The organism is Paenibacillus sp. FSL H8-0122 (genome assembly GCF_038005345.1).
GTDB lineage: Bacteria > Bacillota > Bacilli > Paenibacillales > Paenibacillaceae > Paenibacillus_AQ.
The window spans coordinates 5,970,776-5,990,378 of record NZ_JBBOTB010000001.1; the positions used below are offsets into that span (position 1 = coordinate 5,970,776).

The 19,603-nt window shown below is 55.4% G+C and carries 17 protein-coding genes; 5 read left to right on the forward strand and 12 right to left on the reverse strand.

What is annotated here, in order from left to right; translation table 11 throughout:
• Positions 1–17 precede the first annotated feature (17 nt).
• A complete protein-coding gene (locus NSS64_RS25495; RefSeq protein ID WP_341141975.1) occupies positions 18–1,442 on the reverse strand; it encodes a polysaccharide deacetylase in 1,425 nt (474 codons plus the stop codon).
• 108 nt (positions 1,443–1,550) lie between these two features.
• Between NSS64_RS25495 and NSS64_RS25500 the strand changes: the two genes are divergently transcribed.
• Both NSS64_RS25500 and NSS64_RS25505 read left to right on the forward strand, forming a co-directional pair.
• Entirely contained in the window at positions 1,551–2,231 is a 681-nt protein-coding gene (locus NSS64_RS25500) for a DedA family protein (protein ID WP_339253397.1), read from the forward strand.
• Positions 2,232–2,268: 37 nt separating this feature from the next.
• The gene (locus NSS64_RS25505) at positions 2,269–3,222 is read left to right on the forward strand and encodes a helix-turn-helix transcriptional regulator (protein ID WP_341141976.1); all 954 of its coding nucleotides are present in this window, start codon (positions 2,269–2,271) and stop codon (positions 3,220–3,222) included.
• A gap of 181 nt (positions 3,223–3,403) precedes the next feature.
• Here the strand turns inward: NSS64_RS25505 and NSS64_RS25510 are convergent, their stop codons facing one another.
• Together NSS64_RS25510 and NSS64_RS25515 are read right to left on the reverse strand one after the other, a co-directional pair.
• Positions 3,404–4,936, reverse strand: coding sequence for a DHA2 family efflux MFS transporter permease subunit (locus NSS64_RS25510; RefSeq protein WP_340990944.1), 1,533 nt, complete (start codon positions 4,934–4,936; stop codon positions 3,404–3,406).
• Positions 4,933–5,385 (reverse strand): MarR family winged helix-turn-helix transcriptional regulator, encoded by a 453-nt coding sequence (locus tag NSS64_RS25515; protein WP_340990943.1) that lies wholly within the window; start codon positions 5,383–5,385, stop codon positions 4,933–4,935. The genes NSS64_RS25510 and NSS64_RS25515 overlap by 4 nt, the downstream gene beginning before the upstream one ends.
• A 130-nt stretch (positions 5,386–5,515) precedes the next feature.
• Between NSS64_RS25515 and NSS64_RS25520 the strand changes: the two genes are divergently transcribed.
• Entirely contained in the window at positions 5,516–5,680 is a 165-nt protein-coding gene (locus NSS64_RS25520) for a hypothetical protein (RefSeq protein WP_341141977.1), read from the forward strand.
• 330 nt (positions 5,681–6,010) lie between these two features.
• On the opposite strand, the gene NSS64_RS25525 is transcribed toward NSS64_RS25520, so the two are convergent.
• A complete protein-coding gene (locus NSS64_RS25525) occupies positions 6,011–10,297 on the reverse strand; it encodes an acyl-CoA dehydratase activase-related protein (protein ID WP_341141978.1) in 4,287 nt (1,428 codons plus the stop codon).
• 120 nt (positions 10,298–10,417) lie between these two features.
• On the reverse strand, positions 10,418–10,879 hold the full coding sequence (gene bcp / locus NSS64_RS25530; protein WP_341141979.1) for a thioredoxin-dependent thiol peroxidase: 462 nt from the start codon (positions 10,877–10,879) through the stop codon (positions 10,418–10,420).
• Between the two features lie 102 nt (positions 10,880–10,981).
• Here bcp and NSS64_RS25535 point away from each other — a divergent pair, with 102 nt between their 5' ends.
• Both NSS64_RS25535 and NSS64_RS25540 read left to right on the forward strand, forming a co-directional pair.
• Positions 10,982–12,040 (forward strand): LCP family protein, encoded by a 1,059-nt coding sequence (locus NSS64_RS25535; protein WP_076084760.1) that lies wholly within the window; start codon positions 10,982–10,984, stop codon positions 12,038–12,040.
• A 105-nt stretch (positions 12,041–12,145) separates the two neighbouring features.
• The gene (locus tag NSS64_RS25540) at positions 12,146–13,462 is read left to right on the forward strand and encodes a glutamate-1-semialdehyde 2,1-aminomutase (protein ID WP_341141980.1); all 1,317 of its coding nucleotides are present in this window, start codon (positions 12,146–12,148) and stop codon (positions 13,460–13,462) included.
• A gap of 170 nt (positions 13,463–13,632) precedes the next feature.
• Here the strand turns inward: NSS64_RS25540 and def are convergent, their stop codons facing one another.
• The 7 genes from def to NSS64_RS25575 form a co-directional block, all read right to left on the reverse strand.
• Entirely contained in the window at positions 13,633–14,196 is a 564-nt protein-coding gene (gene def / locus NSS64_RS25545; RefSeq protein ID WP_340995465.1) for a peptide deformylase, read from the reverse strand.
• A gap of 111 nt (positions 14,197–14,307) precedes the next feature.
• On the reverse strand, positions 14,308–15,600 hold the full coding sequence (locus NSS64_RS25550) for a stalk domain-containing protein (RefSeq protein ID WP_341141981.1): 1,293 nt from the start codon (positions 15,598–15,600) through the stop codon (positions 14,308–14,310).
• 165 nt (positions 15,601–15,765) lie between these two features.
• On the reverse strand, positions 15,766–16,056 hold the full coding sequence (locus NSS64_RS25555) for a hypothetical protein (RefSeq protein WP_341141982.1): 291 nt from the start codon (positions 16,054–16,056) through the stop codon (positions 15,766–15,768).
• A 16-nt stretch (positions 16,057–16,072) separates the two neighbouring features.
• Complete coding sequence (locus NSS64_RS25560) at positions 16,073–16,960, reverse strand: inositol monophosphatase family protein (RefSeq protein WP_341141983.1); 888 nt, start codon at positions 16,958–16,960, stop codon at positions 16,073–16,075.
• A gap of 180 nt (positions 16,961–17,140) precedes the next feature.
• A complete protein-coding gene (gene uvsE / locus NSS64_RS25565) occupies positions 17,141–18,148 on the reverse strand; it encodes a UV DNA damage repair endonuclease UvsE (protein WP_036723795.1) in 1,008 nt (335 codons plus the stop codon).
• Entirely contained in the window at positions 18,145–18,462 is a 318-nt protein-coding gene (locus NSS64_RS25570; RefSeq protein WP_341141984.1) for a hypothetical protein, read from the reverse strand. Before NSS64_RS25570 ends, uvsE begins: the two co-directional genes overlap by 4 nt.
• A 47-nt stretch (positions 18,463–18,509) precedes the next feature.
• Complete coding sequence (locus tag NSS64_RS25575; RefSeq protein WP_341141985.1) at positions 18,510–19,601, reverse strand: D-alanine--D-alanine ligase; 1,092 nt, start codon at positions 19,599–19,601, stop codon at positions 18,510–18,512.
• Positions 19,602–19,603: the final 2 nt, after the last annotated feature.

Consider the following 19,603-nt stretch of genomic DNA (forward strand, 5'->3'; position numbering starts at 1 on the left):
CAAAACGGAAATCCGCCTTAAGCTGCGGTAACCCTGCGCTCCTCTGCATTAACAAAGGCTTCCGCACCCGGATGACCTGCCGCCTCAAGCAGCATACGCAGGGGTACCCAGAGGGAGGAGCCTTGGAGCTGCACCTGTGCCGCCTTGTACTCTGCTGTACCGTCCGGCCAGTGAATGCCAACCTCCTGCTTCTGTGAGTCTAACGTCATGCTGCGGCCGTTCCAGCTTACAGCCGCGCTGCGGGTGTCCACATCCCAGCCGACCCGCCCGCCCAACCGTTCCACGGTGGCGCGTAGCGGAACATAGTACTGCCCGTTCTGGAGACGGTATTCTCCGGGCTTCAGCTTGATCTCCATCCGCCCAATCTCAAGCGCAAGCGCCTTGCCTGGTGCAAACAGCTCCGCATTCGGAGCAATATTGGCCGATATCCAATCCTGTGACGGCTTGCCCCGCTGAAGAGCGGCTGCCTTAGAGGACACCCTGAACTGTACGGGATCACTCTGCGTATCCAGAACGCCGAACTCATAACCGGCCGCTCTGTAGCGTTCAATAATGGCAGGCAGCGCCTTGGCACTCTGTTCATGGCCTGATCCGTCATGCAGCAGCAGCACCACACTGGTGGCGTTCAAGTCAGCCACAGATGCCTGCACAATCTCCGCTGCGGGCACTCCCCGGCGGCGGGAATCTCCGCTGTCCACAGTCCAGTCCATCACCCGGTAGCCTGCCTGCTTCAGCAGATTGAAGTATGTACTGTCGAAATGGCCGAACGTGCCGCCCGGCGCACGGACCAGTTGCGGACGGACGCCTGTGATCTCACGTACCGTTTCCTCCGTCTGTTTGATTTGACGCCAGAATTCCGTGAAGCCGCTATATAAATCATGATAGTTATGATTGTAGGTATGGTTGCCGATAGCATGCCCCTGCTCCCAGATGGCATGGATCAGTTCGGGACGCCCTGCAGCCTGATCCCCCAGCACGAAGAAGGTCGCCTTAACCCCCTGCTCCTGCAATATGCTAAGCACCTTGGGAGTAACTGCGCTTGGCCCGTCGTCAAAAGTCAGATAGACCACCTTCTCCTGGCGGTGACCGGCTGCCGGAGCAGCTTTTCCCGCAGCAGCAGCTACTTGGTGTATAGCGGGAGCAGGACGCTCTGCATCTGCCTTAGGGGCTGAACCGCCCGAAATATGCGGCTGCCGTGATTCTGCGGTTGTCATTCTGGCCGCTGCCGGAGGCAAATCTTGCACCGGGACAGCCTGAGCATTATTCTTAGAGAGTAGAGGTAACGTACTGCCTGCTTCAGCCTGCAGGGAGTACGTAATCCGCGAACCGGAAGAATTCCCCTGCCCTCCATAGGCTGACACACCCAGACTCAGCACAACAGCAATAACAAGCAACCCGCAGATCATGATGCGGCGGATAGGATTTTCCAGGTTGTCCTTCATCTTCTCTACCTCCAGCATTCTATTGGCGCACCCGCACCATTTGGTAGATTGTATGAAGACAAGCTTCAGAATAGAATAGGCGCGCAGCCTTTGGAGAGTGAAGAATCTATGGATATGCTGAAATGGATACAGGAATTGTTTGCGAGCTATGGATATAGCGTATTGTTTTTCGGGCTTTTGCTAGAATTTATCGCCCTGCCTTTTCCCGGGGAGACCACGATGGCCTTCGCAGGATTTCTCTCTTTCACGGGGAGGCTGGATTTCTTCACCCTGGTGATCGTAGCCTTCTTAGGGACTACAATCGGGATGACCATTACTTATTTCATCGGGCTCAAGGCAGGTCTGCCCTTTATCCAGCGGTATGGTAAATGGTTCATGTTCTCTCCGGCCAAGCTGGAAAAGACGCAGCGCTGGTTCGAGAAATACGGCAGCGTGCTGATCTCCATCGGCTATTTCATCCCCGGCGTCCGCCACTTCACCGGCTATTTTGCCGGGATTATTGCCCTGCCCTTCCGTAAATTCGCTATGTATGCCTACGGGGGCGCAATATTCTGGGTGGTGTTATTCCTCGGAATCGGCAAAATCTTCGGCCCGCAGTGGATGGGCATCTTCCACCTGATCGAATCCTACGCCCTCTGGATCGCGGTAAGCGTGCTGGCTATTGCCGCGCTGATTGTCATTTACCGTTACCGGGCTGCCATTTCTCTCCGGCTGCGGCGGCGCAAGCCAGTGGCTACGCTTGATGCCAAGGTCCAAGTGAAGGTCAAAGAAACCTCCAAGACCCGCTGACTAAAGCCTCACCTAACGTCTGAAAGAAGGTATCCCTGTGAAAATAGACCGTCTGCTCTCCATTGTTATATTGCTGCTCAACCGGCCGCTGATTCAGGCCAAGGAGCTGGCCGATATGTTCGAGGTCTCCGTGCGTACGATTTACCGCGATATAGACAGCATTAACAGCGCTGGCATCCCTGTGGTTACCTATCAGGGGGCAGGGGGCGGCATCGGCCTCATGCAGGGCTACCGGCTGGACCGCAACGTATTATCGCAACGCGAGCTGGCCGATATTTTCAGTGCGCTGCAAAGCGCCTCCTCCATCGGAGGAGAGGGCCATCAGCTGTTGATGGAGAAGATCAGCAGTGTTGTCCCTCCCTCCCAGATCTCCGCCTTCCGCAGCAAAACCACCCAAATGATCGTCGATTTCTCCCCCTGGGAGCTGACAGCTCCGCTGGAGGAGCGGCTGGACCTCCTTAAAGAAGCCTTAGAGGAGGAGGTCATGGTCACTTTTGAATACATAACTGCCGAAGGCAGGGTAAGCCGGCGTACGGTCGAGCCCTATACGCTGGTCCTCAAGGGACAATTCTGGTACTTATACGGGTTCTGCCAGGACCGTCAGGATTTCCGCCTCTTCAAGCTGCTGCGGATGAAAGCGCTGGTGAAGAAGAACAGGCACTATATCCGCCAGGATATTCCCCTTACAGAGCTGCCATGGAGCAGTAGCTGGAAGGAACCGCAGAATCTCACACCGGTCACGCTGCGGTTCGCCCCCGAAGGCAAGTATCTCGCCGAGGAATACTTCGACTGTGAGACACTCCAGCGGGATGATACCGGCGGATACACCCTAACGCTCCAGTACCCTGAGAATGACTGGCTATACGGCTTCCTGCTAAGCTTCGGGACTGTCCTGGAGGTGCTGGGGCCGGAGCATGTCCGCCGCAGATTAGGTGAGGTGGCCCGCGGCGTTGCGGCGGCATATTCAGTAGACTTGCCGGAGCGGCAATAAAAGCCGACCCTAAGCATTTTCAATTCGCCATCGCATGACCTCCTGAGAAGCCGGTTTTGGACTGGGAGACTGGGGAGGATGAAGGACAGTGGGGCAATTCTCCCCTAGTTCGCAGACGCAAAAAGACGACCCGGCAACCGTTAACGGTTATACCGGATCGTCTTTTTATACTATATCAGGATTATGCTCTCTGTGATTTCGTCAGGTTCGGCTGTGGCTGTTCGCCTTCCGCTTCTTCCGTCTTCAGGAAGTCGGGCTGCGGAGAGGTCTTGCGGATGAACAGCGCCAGCACCAGGGCAACAACAGTCACCCAGGTTGCTACAGCGAACGCGTGGGTAATCCCGTTAATCGTTGCGTCCTGAGTAAGCTTCAGCATCGCAGCCTTATCGGTCTTCGACACCGCACCGCTTACCAGTGCATCGGTAATGTTGCTCTTCGTACGGTTGGTCATCAGGCTGACGAACAGCGCCATCCCCAGTGCGCCGCCTACGGTACGCAGGGTGTTGGACATGGCTGTACCATGAGAAGCCAGACGCTGCGGCAGCTGGTTCAGACCGGCGGTGACGATAGGCATCATCAGCATCGACATCCCGAACATCCGGGCCGTATACGTCAGGATCAGATGAGTATAGGTGGTAGTGGTGCTGATCTGGCTGAATTCCCAAGTCGTCACTGTGGTGATGGCAAGGCCAATAACCGCCAGCCATCTGGCTCCGATTTTATCAAATATAATTCCGGTGATTGGTGACATCACGCCCATCAGAACCGCACCCGGGAGCAGCATCAGTCCGGATTCCATCGGTGTAAAGCCGCGGATGGTCTGCAGATAGATCGGCAACAGGATCATCCCTGCATACATAGCCATGGTGACGATAATGTTGATCACGGTAGTCAGTGAGAACATGTTGTAGCGGAAAATCCGGAATTCAAGCAGCGGCTTATCCGTGGTCAGCTCACGCCATACGAACAGCCCCAGGGACACGATACCCAGGATCAGGCAGAGAATAACGGTCGTGCTTCCCCAGCCGTCTGTTCCGGCATCACTGAAGCCGTAGAGCAGCCCGCCGAAGCCCAGTGTAGACAGAATCACACCCGGTTTATCCAGCTTCGGAGAAGTCAGCTTACCGACATTCTGCATAGTCTTCATGCCGAGCAGCATCGAGAAGATGGCCAGCGGAAGCACGATGTAGAACAGCACGCGCCAGGAATAGTTCTGCACGACCCAGCCGGACAAGGTAGGGCCGACAGCCGGAGCAAAAATCATCGCAACCGCCATCAGTCCCATCGCCTTGCCCCGTTCTTCAATCGGGAAGATGCGCAGGAACACAATGTTCATCAGCGGCATCAGAATTCCGGCACCCACGGCCTGAATCACTCTGCCGACCATAATCATCTCAAAGCCTGTTCCTATTGCACAGACTAGAGTACCTATTGAAAATAACATCATTGCCGTCGTAAAGAGCTGGCGGGTCGTAAATTTCTCCACCAGATAGGCGCTGATCGGCACGAGCACACCATTAACCAGCATGAACCCTGTCGTCAGCCATTGGGCCGTATTGGCGAGGATATTCAGATCCTCCATCATTTTGGGCAGTGCCACATTCATCAGTGTCTGATTCAATAACGCCACGAAGGCGCCGATCAGGAGCGCTGCGATAATCGGGCCTCTGCGGACCGTCTTGGACGGTGCATTACCGGCTGTAATTGTACTCATAGCTTCTTGTTGTCTCTCCCTTGTTCTAGAATTCGGATAATTTCACCATGCAGCCGCAGCAGCTCCTGTACATCCTCCGCAGGAATATCTGCCAAGGGCTGCAAATGTCTTCGGAGTGACTGTCTGCTAAGCAGACGGATCTCCTTGCCTTTCTCGGTCATCGCCAGCTTGAATATTCGTTTGTCGCTCTGCGAGCGTTCTCTGGTAATCAGTCCGGCCTTCACCATCCGGTCCACTACACCGCTGGCAGCGCTGTTGCCCAGATGCAGAAGATCGGCCAGCTCCGTGATCCCGATATCAGGATGCAAGGATAACTTACGCAATACCATCAGCTGGGTAGATGTGATGTTAAGCTCCTCTGCATCCTTCCACAGAAGCTGCTGGAAATTATGGGTAATGCAGCGGAAAGAGGATAGAATATCGTCCAGTTGCTTTTCCTTTTCTTCCAAGCCTTATCCCTCCACAAGCATAATGCACAATAATACTTCGCATGCGAACTATTTTACTATTTACCTATTTATCCGTCAATGATTTTCTTACAGAAATTTTCTGAAAAATCACGGAAAGCGAGGGTTGCACATGAATTCGGAGCAACGCAATCACTGGAACAGGCAGCATAAAATTTTATCGGGAATCATCACCAAGCCGGAGGCGCATACTGAAGCAGTCGCTATCATTCTGGAGCTGCACACTGCCCTCTACGCTTCTGAAGAAAGCAACGGGCAACCTATGAGGATTCCTTAGGGGACAAGCTGCTGGAGTCCACCGCGCGCAGCGGGGGGTGGCATCCGTCCCCCTCACCTTCGCGCCAAACACATTGTATTCGTTTTTTTGCATACATTCGGTCAATGGTGCACCACGCTCCCCAATATGTTCGGTTTTCCGCATACATTCGGTCCATACGCCTGCATGTGAGCACAATGTATGCTGTTTTCCGCATACATTCGAGCCACACGCCTGGGCGCCAGCAAATGTGTGCTATTTTCCGCATACATTCGGTCCACACGCCTGCACATTGCAGCAAAAAGAGCGGACCGGTGTAATAACCGGTCCGCTCTTTATATTCAGAAGCTGCTATCCTTGGCAGCCCACACCACCGGCCAGTACCGGCACCAGTTGTGCCACCTCATCCGCTGACGGCTGGGTGCCGGCGGCAAGGCCGCTGGCAATCGACATCATCAGCTTGATCCGGTTGGCCTGGTTGACCACGCTGACTCCGGCATCATAATCAATGGCAACGATGTTCGCGCCAGGATATAGATCCTTAAGCCCCTTAATCATCCCGCGCCCGGTAATATGGTTCGGCAGGCAGGCAAACGGCTGAATGCAGGCAATATTATTCACACCGTTATGCAGCAGATCCATCATCTCCGCCGTCAGGAACCAGCCTTCGCCCATCTGGTTACCTACCGACACGAGGCGGCTTGCCTTCTCGGCCAGACCGTAGATATTCTCCCGGCCTTTGGATAGTCCGGCCTGCTCCAGCGCTACCTTGACCGGCTTGCGGTAGATTTCGAGGTAGGAAATCAGCATGGGATTAATATAGCCCAGCCGCTTGCTTTTGCCGAATTGCTCGGCCTTGTAGATCGGATTGTAGACACAGTAGAAAATGAAGTCCAGGAAATCAGGCATCACAGCCTCTCCGCCCTCCGCCTCAATCATGTCGATGATATGGTTGTTGGCATCCGGATGGAATTTGATTAGAATCTCCCCGACAATGCCCACCTTGGGCTTATCCGCCGGGATGACCGGCAGCCGCGAGAACCCGGCAACAATCTCCCGGGTCAGCCGCTTGTATTCGCGGAACGAGAAGTTCGACAGGCTGCCCTTGCAGCGTCCCATTCCCTGGCGGAATAAGGCCTCTGTGCTTCCCGGTACCGCTTCATACGGTCTGAAGCGGTGCAGCAGGCGCATCATCAGATCTCCGTAGCAGGCTGCGGCGATCAGGCGGTTCGCCAGCTTCAGGCTGATGCGGAAGCCCGGTTGGTTCTCCATCCCTGAGGCATTCAGGGAGATCACCGGGATCTGCCCCAGACCGGCATCCTTCAGCGCCTTGCGCAGCAGGGAGATGTAGTTCGTCGCCCGGCAGCCGCCCCCGGTCTGCGACATGATTACAGCGGTCCGGTCCGGGTCATAATCGCCGCTCTTCAGGGCAGACAGCATCTGCCCGATCGTTACAATCGCCGGATAACAGGCATCATTGTTGACGTACCGGAGGCCTTCCTCCGTCTCCTGCGGACCGGTCGATTCCAGAATTTTCAGCCGGTAGCCCGCATCCTGGAAGACCCGTTCGAACAGCTCGAAATGAATCGGCGACATCTGCGGGGCAAGGATGGTATAGGTATCCTTCATTTCTTTGGTGAACGGCACATTGACTTGCGGCTTGTAGAGCAGCTGCGGCTTAACCTCGCCTCTCTCACGCTCACGCATCGCGGCCTGAAGCGAACGCAGGCGAATCCGCGCGGCTCCGAGGTTGCTGATTTCATCGATTTTGATGAGAGTATAGACCTTGTTGTGACGCTCCATAATCTCCTGAACTGCATCGCAGGTAATCGCATCGATCCCACAGCCGAAGGAGGTGAGCTGGACCAGCTCCAGATCACTTCTTCCCGCCGCCAGCCGGGCCGCACGGTACATCCGTGCATGGTAGGTCCACTGGTTCACTACGCCAACATCCCCTTCGCTGCGGTCCAGATGGCAGATCGAATCCTCGGTCAGCACCGCAAGTCCCATCCCGGTAATCATATCGGCAATCCCGTGGTTGATCTCAGGGTCGGCATGATACGGATGCCCACAGAGCAGAATTCCCTTCGTACCTGTCTCCGTGAGGAAGACCAGCGTCTCCTCGCCCTTGGTGCGCACATCATTCTTCGCCTGCTCCGCTTCCGCCAGTCCCGCCTGGACAGCAGCCGCAATCTCCTCCTTAGGCACCTCGGCGAACGTTCGCGCCAGCACCCGGGTCAGCGCCGGAATATCGTCGAAGGTCAGGAACGGGCTGACCAGCGGAACCCCCTGCTCCTTCAGACCGTCCATATTATTGCGGATAACCTCGGGGTAGGAAGCAACCACCGGGCAGTTGAAGTGATTCTGCGCCGCATCATCCTCCTTCTTCTCATACACCACCGCCGGGTAAAAGATGAAGTCTACGCCCTGGCCGATCAGCTGCTGTACATGCCCGTGGGCCATTTTGGCCGGATAGCAGATGGATTCCGAAGGAATGGTATCCATTCCGCTCTCATACAGCTTCTTACTAGACTTCGGAGACAACACGGTCCGGTAGCGCAGCGAGGTGAAAAAGGTATGCCAGAACGGGTAATTCTCGAACATATTCATCGTGCGCGGAAGTCCAACCGTGCCCCGGACCGCCGCCACTTCCGGCAGGCCCTCGTAGGCGAAGAACCGCTCATATTTGTATTGCATCAGGTTCGGCAGCGTGTTCTTCTCTTTCTTGCCGCCTGCGCCGCGTTCACAGCGGTTCCCTGTGACATGGAAGCTCTTGTCCGGGAACCGGCTGATGGTCAGCGCACAGCTGTTGGCACAGCGGCTGCAGCGGCCTGGAGCGACTGAATACTGGAAGTCCTCCAGCTCCTGCGGTCCGAGGATCGTGCTGATTCCTTCAGGGGCAGCCTGTTCTCTGGCCATCAGCGCACAGCCGTAAGCGCCCATCACGCCGGCGATATCGGGTCTGACTACCGTCCTTCCCGTCAGCAGCTCAAAAGCCCGCAGGACAGCCTCATTATAAAAGGTACCACCCTGAACGATGATATTCCGGCCCAAATCCTCGGGATTACGGATCTTGATCACCTTTTGCAGCGCATTCTTCACCACGGAGTAAGCCAGCCCGGCCGAGAGATCGGCAAGCGTAGCCCCCTCCTTCTGGACCTGCTTCACCTTGGAATTCATGAACACGGTACAACGCGAGCCGAGATTCACCGGTGCCTTCGATTCGAGCGCCGCAGCGGCGAACTCCTCTATGCCAAGCTCCAGTGCGGAAGCAAAGCTCTCCAGAAAGGAGCCGCAGCCCGCCGAGCAGGCTTCATTAAGCATCAGGCTGTCGATGGCTCCCCCGCGGATCTTGATGCACTTCATGTCCTGGCCGCCGATATCGAGGATGAAGTCGACCTCCGGCATGAACCGGGAGGCTGCCTTGTAATGGGCCACCGTCTCTACTTCTCCGCCGTCCATCCGCAGCGCCGCCTTGACCAGACCCTCTCCATAACCGGTTGCGTAAGCTCCCGCAATGTAGCAGCCTTGGGGCAGAATCCGGTAGAGCTCCTTCAGCGCGCCCGTGACAGACTGCAGAGGATTGCCTCCATTGCTCCCGTAAAAGGTATGCAGAATCTCATCCGCCGCTCCGGTAACCACCAGCTTGGTCGTGGTAGAGCCGGCATCAATGCCCAGATAGACCGGCCCCCGGTAGGCAGCCAGCGCGGAACGCGGTGCCGTAGCCTGACTGTGACGCAGTCTGAACTGTGCCAGATCATCCGGCGCTCTGAACAGCGGCGCCAGCTCTGCATCCTCCGCACGGTCCTGCGAGAAGTCTACAGCCATGATCCGGGCAATCCAGCCGCTGAGCGGCAGGAATACGGGATCTGACCCGGCAAGCGCCGAACCGATGGCGACGAAATATTGCGAGTGCTCCGGGAACAGCACCTCCTCCTCCTTCAGTCCAAGCGTCTCCTTGAACCGGTCCCGCAGAACGGACAGGAAGGTTAACGGTCCCCCGAGAAAAGCAACACGCCCGCGGATCGGACGTCCGCAGGCCAAGCCGCTGATTGTCTGGTTCACGATGCTCTGGAAGATCGAGGCCGCCACATCCTCACGCCGCGCCCCTTCATTCAGCAGCGGCTGCACATCGCTCTTGGCAAATACCCCGCAGCGCGAAGCAATCGGATAGATCCGCTCATGCTTCATGGCAAGCTCATTCAGACCCGCAGGGGCCGTCTGCAGCAGAGAGGCCATCTGATCGATGAATGCCCCTGTACCGCCTGCACAGGCTGTGTTCATCCGCTGCTCGATGCCGCCGCTGAGATAGATGATTTTGGCATCCTCTCCGCCCAGCTCAATCGCGGTATCACATTCTGGAATCCGTCCGCTGATCGCCCTCGTGCAGGCAATGACCTCCTGGACAAACGGAATCTCCCCGAGCTTGGACAGGGACAACCCGGAGGAGCCGCTTACGGTGAGCGCCGCTTCACTACCGGGGAACCTATGCTGCACCTCTGAGAGTAGCGTAACCGCTGCTTTTTTTATATCACTGAAATGACGCACATAATCCTGATATATAATGATATCCCGTTCCATAACCACCAATTTGGCCGTAGTTGATCCGACGTCAAGCCCAATACGCAGTCTCTTCATGCCATCCCCCATACCTTGCTCCAAATTTGAAGTAATATGAGGCAACTATATCACGAGAGCGCCTGACTATAGCTGTTAGAAATGTAACAGACAAATACAATTAATTACCAGCATACTTAATTATTTCACGATTTGTTCTAATGCGGCCTCCACATGGCCCTTCACTCTGACTTTTCGCCACTCTGCGCTCAGAATTCCTTCCTCATCAATCAGAAAAGTAGAGCGCACAATCCCCATGAATTCCTTGCCGTAGAGCTTCTTGAGCTGCCATACCCCGAACAATTCGCTCACCGTATGCTCCTCATCGGATAATAACGGAAAGGGCAGGCTATTCTTCGCAATAAATTTGCTGTGTGAGGCCAGCGGATCGGCACTGATTCCAAGAACAACCGCCCCATTCGCGGCAATCGTATCGTGAGCATCGCGGAAATCGCAGGCCTCCTGGGTGCAGGCCGGGGTACTGTCCTTAGGATAGAAGTAGAGCAGCACCTTCCTGCCGCGGTAATCGTTTAAGCTGATGTTGCCCCCTGTTGAGGCAGGGAGTGTGAAGTCCGGAACCTTGTCGCCTACTGTGATACTCATTTATTATTCACTCCTCTTAATGTGGTTGTTGATTTCTGAAATTGCGTGTCTTCCCAAAAGAAATTATAATGTAGAGAATGTGAACTGGAAAGGACGAACGAAATGCCACCAAGAAAGAACCGGCACGCCAAAGCCGGCAAGTCAAAGAAGAAAACGCTGCTCTGGACTCTGGCAATCATACTCCTTTTAATCATCGGAGGTCTGGTTTACTATTTCACTGCAATTTACAATCAGCTCGATAACCTCCACAAGACAGGTGAAGATTCTCCGTTCGCCAATGTTCCCACAGCCTCGGCGGAGGCGGTTAAGCCCCCTGTATGGGAAGGCACAGAGCCGGTCAATATCCTGCTCATGGGCGTGGATGCGCGCGGGGTGAAGAAGGGCGAAGTGCCGCGTTCCGACACTATGCTGGTCGCCTCACTTGATCCGGTGAAGAAGAAGTTCTATGTCTTTTCCATTCTTCGTGACACTTATGTTGACATCCCTGACCACGGTTCACAGCGGATCAATGCCGCCATTACCTATGGACCCAACACGGCGATGCAGACGGTCAGCGACCTGCTCGGTATCCCGATTCAATATTATGTCTATACCGATTTCCAGGGCTTCATGAAGCTGGTGGATGCCGTGGGCGGTGTGGATTATGAGGTCGAGAAGGATATGCGTTATACCACCAAGGCGGACGGGCCTGAGTTCGATATCGATCTCAAGAAGGGCTTCCAGCACCTGGATGGCAAAATGGCGCTGCAGTATGTGCGCTTCCGTCATGACGCGACCTCCGATTTCACCCGGACAGAGCGCCAGCGCGGCTTCCTTAAGGCTGTAGCAGATAAGGTGATCAGCACCACCTCCATTATCAAGCTGCCGACCATTCTTGGTGAGGTTACACCTTATATTGACACGAATCTTGATATTAGCGACATGTGGAAGCTCGGCGCTGTAGGCTATGACAGCTCTATGGGCGGCAGCGCGCAGATTCCGCCGATGAATCTGATCCGGGAGAAGACCCTCAAGGACGGCTCCCAGGTGATCGGGTTCAGCAGCGAGCGGGCGCTGAAGCAGTTCGTAGAGGATACGCTAACCGCACCCGAACCTTCGCCAACTCCTGGAGCAGAGGCTTCACCGGGCAGCAGCCCTTCCGCATCACCGGGAACAAAGTAAACTCCAATATAACCATGCTTGGCACACGGGGCGGGCGGACAGCGGGAATCAGCCGCGGTTCGCCCTTTCCCATGGGCGCAAGCCAAGAAGAAAGGAACATTACCTATGAACCGCAGCACATCAGAACAGTTATACGAGGAAGCTCTCCAGCATATTGTCGGAGGCGTGAACAGCCCCTCCCGCTCCTTCAAGGCCGTGGGCGGAGGCGCCCCTGTCTTCATGAAACGCGCCGGAGGCTCACGCTTTTGGGATGAGGACGGCAATGAATATATTGATTATCTGGCCGCCTATGGCCCGATTATTACCGGACATGCCCACCCTCATATCACCGCCGCTATTACTGAGGCCGCGCAGAACGGACTGCTCTACGGAACGCCAACCCGGCTTGAGATCAAGCTGGCCAAGATGCTGAAGGAAGCTATTCCCTCGATGGACAAGGTACGCTTCGTCAACTCCGGTACAGAAGCCGTCATGACGACCATCCGCGTCGCCCGCGCCTACACCAAGCGCAGCAAAATCATCAAATTCGCCGGTTGTTATCACGGCCACTCTGATCTTGTGCTTGTAGCCGCAGGTTCAGGTCCATCGACACTGGGTATCCCGGACAGCGCAGGCGTTCCGGCCAGCATCGCCCAGGAGGTCATCACCGTTCCCTTCAATGATCTGGACGCCCTGCGTGAAGCGCTGGAGCAATGGGGCCAGGATGTGGCTGCCGTGATGGTCGAGCCAATTGTCGGCAACTTCGGTATGGTTATGCCGGAGCCAGGCTTCCTGGAAGGCTTATGCAAGCTGACGCGCGAGAACGGCTCCCTGGTTATCTATGATGAAGTCATTACCGCCTTCCGTTTCCACTATGGCTCCACACAGACCTATGCCGGTCTTGCGAATCATGAGGAGATCATTCCCGACCTGACTGCCCTAGGCAAAATCATCGGCGGCGGGCTGCCTATTGGCGCTTACGGCGGCCGCAAGCATGTCATGGAGCAGGTCGCTCCGCTCGGTCCTGCTTATCAGGCAGGCACGATGGCCGGTAACCCCGCCTCGATCTCGGCAGGGATCGCCTGCCTGGAGGTGCTTAGCGCGGAAGGCGTCTATGACGAGATGGAGCGGCTGGCCATCCGCCTGACCGAAGGACTTCAGGCGTCCGCTGACCGTCACGGTATTCCGCTGACCATCAACCGGATTCGCGGGGCATTCTCCACACATTTTTGCAGCCATCCCATTACGAATTATGAAGAGGCGCAGGATACCGATGGTGCAATGTTCGCCAGCTTCTTCCGGCATATGCTGAGCCGGGGCATCAACCTGGCCCCGTCCAAATATGAGGCCTGGTTCCTGACCACAGCCCACACGGATGCCGACATCGACCTCACCCTGGAGGCGGCAGAGGCTTCATTCGCGGCTATGGCTGCGGAGAAGTAATCGCCCAACTATAAGAATAGGCTGTCCCAAGAGTCAGATTAATGACTTCGTGGGACAGCCTTTGTTTTGTTTACGTAAGATTAAGATCCATGTGAGTACCGTCCATACATAACAACGCTACCACCACGAGCGGGGTCATCAGCCGTACGTCCATCAAATTCATATCCGCGTTATCTGCCCTTCTGCTCATACAGGCTGCGGATCTCCACATCCTGCGGAAGCTTGAACGGGTTCTGCGGATTGATCCGGTCATAGAACATCATTCCGTCCAGGTGATCCATCTCATGCTGGATGATGATCGCCTGATAGCCCTTGAATTTCTGGGTGACCACCTCGCCGTTCAGATCAAAGCCCCTGACCTTCACAGACTCATAACGCGGTACGAAGCCGTGCACCGGCCGGTCCACGGACAGGCAGCCCTCGCTCTCCGGCAGATAGACCATCGCCAACGAATGGCTGATAATCTTGGGATTCACCCAGGTATATTCCACATTTTTTCCATTATCATCCTTCAAATACATGACAAACATCCGCTTCGATAGACCGATCTGGTTAGCCGATAAGCCTACCCCTGAACGCAGCTTATATTTGGCAGACATCTCGGCATCCTGACTGTTCTTCAGAAACTGCATCATGCTCTGCAGCGCACCGCGATCTTCCGCCTGCAAAGGCAACTCTACGGGCTGCGTTACCGCACGCAGAACAGGGTCGCCTTCCCGCACTATATCCTCCATCGTGATGATGTAATCAGCATTATACTTTGTACTAGACAACTGGGTTCATCCACCTTTTCCACTACGGGCCTGATTTGTGATTTGATGATGCTATGGTTAGATTATGCGCGATTAAGGATTAATGAAAGCTGTCCGCAGCTTGCTGCTGTAATTCACATCGAAGCCCAGTCCGGTAGCGAGTGCGGCGAGCGGAAGATAGGTTTTATCCTCTTTGCCAACCTTATGCAGAAAAGCTGGAGTATCAATCGCTACATCCGCACCGTTCACCTTAATAGTCTTCGAGCCGATCGTAATAACCACCGTTCTTCCTCCGTAAATTACAGTCGCACTGGAGGTTTTGTTATCCCATTTGCCATCCGCTGAGACTGCATTCAGAATATCCTTCAGCGCCAGAAAGTTCTGCCCGTTCTTCAGAATGGGCTTATTGGGCGTATTCAGTTCCTTCCCCTTCACCACGATGGACATCGGCGCTGTCTCCGGAGCCATCGCCGTTACTGCCGGCGTACGGTATTCCCCCCATTGCTGTTCAGCGAATACAGTGGCAATCCGTTCATATCCAAGCTGCGTAGGATGGAAGTCTGCCGCCCCGGCTCCGATGATATGAGTTAGTGATCCCTCTACACCGGCGAACTTTGCGGCTACATGAGCTACCTTAAGCGGAGCGCCTGCCTGGTTCAGGGTAGCCGCGATATTCTCAGCCGCAATGGTGAACTGTGCAGCCGCATTCATCAGCTTGTCATACGAAGCGCCCAGGGCGATTTTCGGAGCAGGCTGATACTGGTCGGCCAGCAGAATGGTTGCCTGCGGATTCACTTCCCGGATATTCTTCAGCAGCGCTGTTACATTACTGCTGTATTCCGTCAGACGCTCCGCAAGCTGGGAAGCGAAATCGGCATCGGTCAGCGTCTTGTAATTCAAGAACAGGCTGCTGACATCATTACCGCCGATGGTAATGGTAATCAGATCCGCCGCAGCGAGCTCCGTTCTAATCTGCGGGGCCAGCGCAGCAAATTGCAAGGTACGCGGATCAGACAGCCCCGGCTGAATGGCCTCCGGCGTAATTACCGCGCTGTCCTTAATCGCTCCGGTGTATTGAAGGAGTCCCGCTGTCTTAAGGCCCAAGATGCCATAATTCTTAAGCTCACTTCTGCCGTGATACCAGCCCTGCTCCAGTAATCGCTCAGCGTATCCGTACGGCTTCACGCCGGGATCAGTCATCCCCGGTTCATACCCGGCAGTAATGGAATCTCCAAGTGCCACGATGCGAAAGACATCCTGCTCCGTTCCTTGCGCCACGGCTGCTGCGGCGGCAACCGCCGGACCTGCATGCACATTGATTAATACGGTGAACAACAGCAGTCCGCCAGCAGAAGCTGATATTAACCTTCTCCATGTCTTCAGCATCGTATTCCTCCTAAATTAGTATAATTCTATTCTAACATCCCGCCCAGCTCCTGTGGAAACAGCTTTGCCGTCTTTTTATAGCAGGTAGCGTTTCAACGGCTTATCTTTGCGCAAAAGAGCGGTCTTCCGATAATTCGGAAAACCGCTCCTGTGTATAACAGCAGCTTATCGCTCTCCGCTGCCGGATTCTGAAGATTTCTCCGGTCCGCCAGTGCTGGGCGGACCGCTTGCCTGGTCTGAGCGCTTCACATATTTATCATACCGGTCATCCAGCTCATAGGCGATTTTGCGGTAACGAAGCGTCTCTTCGACTATAGGGTCAAGGGTAGTCTGTATGCGGATCTCATACTTGGGCGAAATCTGACGGATCTCCTTGGCCTGCCGGTCCGCCTGCTCCATCTCGCCGTCCTCCAGAAGCTCGCTTAGCCTCCGCTCCAGATCTTCATTCTCATTCATAACGGTGTAAGCCCTCCTACTGCTTCTTGAAGCCTGTAGCATCTGCGGCCTGCAGGGACGTAACCAGATAATCATGAATTCGTCCATTGCTTGCGACTACATGGCGTGTGCCGATATCATAGGGGTTGCCTAGCGTATTCGTAACCTTGCCGCCGGATTCCAGCACCAGCAGCACCCCCGCTGCGCAGTCCCAAGGGCTCAGTCCAACCTCCCAATACCCGTCCACTCGTCCGGCAGCAACATAAGCCAGATGCAGTGCCGCCGATCCTCCGGCACGAATGCCGCGGACCTGCGGCATAATCTGCTGCAGACCGGCCATATTCGCCGGCTGGGCCACCACGCGGTCCGGCGGGAAGCCCATGGCGATCAGGCTGTTGCCCGGGAGAGTCTCAGCCGATACCTTCGTAGGAATCCCGTGCATGTATGCGCCCTTCCCCTTCTCGGCCACGAACATCTCGTCCCGGATCGGATCATAGATCACGCCTACCGTAAGCTCTCCCTTAACGACCAGAGCAATCGATACACAATAGAACGGGAAGCCGTGCACGAAATTAGTCGTGCCGTCTATCGGATCGACGATCCACAGATACTCATGCTCCCGAGCTTCATCCAGGGCGGCCGTCAGTGCCTCCGCACCAGGCTCAACACCCTCCTCGCCAAGGATGGCATGGTCGGGATAATGGGTCAGGATCAGCCGGCGGATCATCTGCTCCACACCCTTATCGACCTCCGTGACCAGATCCTGGGCCGATGTCTTACTGCCCAGCTCCTTCACCTGGCCTTGTCTGCTCTTGATCCATTCCCCCGCTTTGGCCGCAGCATTGATGGCTGCCGCCGTATGTCCCTTGCTTGTAACTACATAGGGCTGCCGTTCATTTCGGTTATCAGGACTTACAGGACTCATCTCTTCACTCCGCTTTCTTTGCGCATGATTGTTCTCCCGGGGACCGCTGTTTCCGCAGGATACCCTTTCTCTGCCTTAGAACATGACTGCTCAACTTTCTTTCAACGTACCTCATTTCGGCCGGTTTATCAAGTCATGACTGGTGCCGCTAGAGGGCCTGGCCGGCAAGTTTTTTGCCAGTTATGGTTCTATATTCACACTCGCTCCGTTTAGTACCATAATTCCATTCCCGCCTTCTGACAGTCCCTTCATCTCCTCCATCAGACCGAACAAGGCCCCATCCTTGAGCTTCGCCTCAATCATCACATCTACAGCGGGAGTATCCGCAGCAATCCGCTTCAGAAAAGCAACCAGCGGTGCCGGCTCCACCCCATCGGCATGGCTGCGCGGATCAGACGGGCTGCGCGGGCTGGACACATGGATCTTCGGCGGCAGCTGCCCGCCGGGCGGCACATCCTTCAGCGCCAGAGGGCTTGTCCATGTCTTCAGGATCTCCGGCCACAGCTCCCAGGGGAGCTCACCTTCATTGTTGACCCATTGGTGATGGATATCCAGCACCATCGGCAGCTCCATTCTGCGGCAGACCTCCAGTGTCTCCACCGCATTGAACGTCTTGTCGTCGTTCTCCAGCGTCATCCGCTCTCTAAGCGCAAGCGGCAGCGCGGAGCATTGTACGCAGAAGCGTTCCGCAGACAGAGGCTTGTCCCCGTAAGCGCCGCCGATGTGGATATTGCTCTTAGCCGTCGCCGGCAGCCCCATCGCGTCCAGCATGTCCGTATGATGCTGCAGATCACGGATCGAGCTTGCAAGCACCTCCGGCCGCGGCGTACTCAGCACCGTGAAGTGATCCGGGTGGAAGCTGACGCGCAGCCCGTGCTTCTTCACATAGCTGCCCACCTCAGCGAATTCCTCCGCAAGAGCAGCCAGCGGATTCCAGTCCGCCAGATCAGGATGGGTGGCCAGCGGAACCAGCTTGGAGGTGAGCCTGTAGACCTTAATATCCGAGCCGACATTATGCTTCAGCAGACGGAGCGTATTATGCAGATTCATCCGGGCGATGGATTCCAGCTTACGAAGGCCCGCCTCCCGGTCGCCCAGCTTGTTGAAGCTTGCCATAGTCATCGTTTTGGAGGGAGAACAGTCAGGGATCACCGTAGACATGGCAACATAGCCGAAGCGGACAATCATCCCTCTTCCCCGAAGAACATTTCGAAGGCAAGAGCCGTCTGAACGCGCGACTCTTCCTCATTCAGCTTCCGGACCAGATCCATTTCCACCGCCGTAACCTCATTGCCCTGAAAATTGATTTCAGCAATCGACGCAGAAATTTTGACAATGGCCACCGCTACATTCTCCGGGTTATAGGCGATCACCTTCTGGCCGGTCGGATAGACACGGAAGCCCTGCTTCACCATCTTGGTACGTCCGTACTCCAGCAGCTCGTACAGCTCCTGCTCATTCTTGAACTTGCACACCGAATTGAATTCTGATTGAAACCCCATGCTTCTCTCTCCTTCCCGGCCGGAATGCTCCCGCCGATCAACGTGGTTTATTCATTATCGTACTTCAGGCCCTGTCTGAACCGGTAACGCTCCAGCGCCAGCCCGATCATACGGTCCAGCAGCGCTTTATAGGACACACCGGTCTCACGCCACAGCAGAGGATACATGCTGAACGGGGTGAAGCCAGGCATGGTATTCACTTCATTAATAAGAATCTTGCCGTCAGACTTCCGCAGGAAGAAGTCGGCCCTGGTAATTCCGCTGCCCTCAATAGCCTTGAAGGCCAGTATTGCCGACTCGCGCAGACGGTCCGCTACCTCGGGATCGACAGGTGCCGGGATCAGCATCTGTGATTTGCCGTCCGTGTATTTGGCCGCATAATCATAATATTCACCGGAAGAGACGATTTCACCCGGAACCGAGGCCTCCGGCTCCTCATTGCCGAGGACCGCCACCTCCACTTCCCGCGCATCCACGAACTCCTCAATAATTACCTTCGTGTCATAACGGAAGGCATAATCCACAGCCTTGATCAGACTTTCCTTGTCGGTGGCCTTGGAGATTCCTACGCTGGAGCCCAGGTTGGCAGGCTTGACGAATACCGGATATCCCAGCTTATCCTCCAGATCTACAATCAGCTCGTGCTTGCGCTGTCTCCAGTTCGCAGCATTGAAGTAGCAGTAGTCACATTGCTCCAGCCCCGCCTCGCCGAACAGCTTCTTCATGACAACCTTATCCATACCCGCCGATGAAGCCAGTACGCCTGCACCAATGTACGGGATATTCGCCATCTCGAACAGACCCTGAATGGTGCCGTCCTCGCCGTTCGTGCCATGCAGCAGCGGGAACATGACATCTATTACCTGCTCGCCTCCGCCAAGTCCGCTGAACAAGGCATTCAGGGCCATGCCCATATCTCCGGCAGCCCCGGAGAGCTTAAGATGCTCAATCGCGGCGAAGGGAGCCTCCAGCACTGCACCTACCTTCCATACCCCCTGCTTGGAGATATAGAACGGAATAATCTCATATTTATCGTAGTCAAAAGCGTTCATAACCGCATAAGCCGTCTGCAGCGATACCTCATGCTCTCCGGATTTGCCGCCGTACACCAGTCCTACGGTAGTTTTAGCGTTCCCCATGC